Origin of the sequence: [Flexibacter] sp. ATCC 35208, from assembly GCF_001975825.1 — a bacterium.
In the GTDB taxonomy this organism is placed as follows: domain Bacteria; phylum Bacteroidota; class Bacteroidia; order Chitinophagales; family Chitinophagaceae; genus Chitinophaga.
In genome coordinates this window covers 1-355 of the sequence record NZ_MTKN01000353.1, presented here as the reverse complement: position 1 = coordinate 355, position 355 = coordinate 1, and the positions used below count along the sequence as shown (strand labels likewise).

The window sequence follows — 355 nt, the reverse complement described above, 5'->3', positions numbered from 1 at the left end:
CATTTTTGAAAAAATGATCAGTTTATTGGAGGAAGCGGGTATTAACAGTAGCGGCGTTTTTTTGAATGCAGATCCTGGTTTTGACAGTGAGGAGCTACGGAAGGCTTGTGATATAAAAGAAATAGAGCTAAATGTGAAACCCAATAAGCGTAACGGCAAAACCGCCAGTGAGGAGTATAGATATTTTGATGACCAATTGTACAAAAGGAGAACAAAAATTGAGCATGCCAATGCCTGGTTAGACGCATTTAAAGCTCTATCTGTTCGCTATGAAACAAAAGTATTCACATGGATGGGGTTACATTGGCTTGCTCTTATTACATTATTCTGTCGAAAATTAAAAGTTTAAACAACT

The 355-nt window shown here is 37.2% G+C and carries 1 protein-coding gene; it reads left to right on the top strand.

Going from position 1 to position 355, the window contains the following annotated elements:
- Positions 1-349: transposase (locus BW716_RS35885; RefSeq protein WP_179091450.1), on the top strand; the 349-nt coding region annotated here is incomplete at its 5' end.
- Between the last annotated feature and the right edge of the window lie 6 nt (positions 350-355).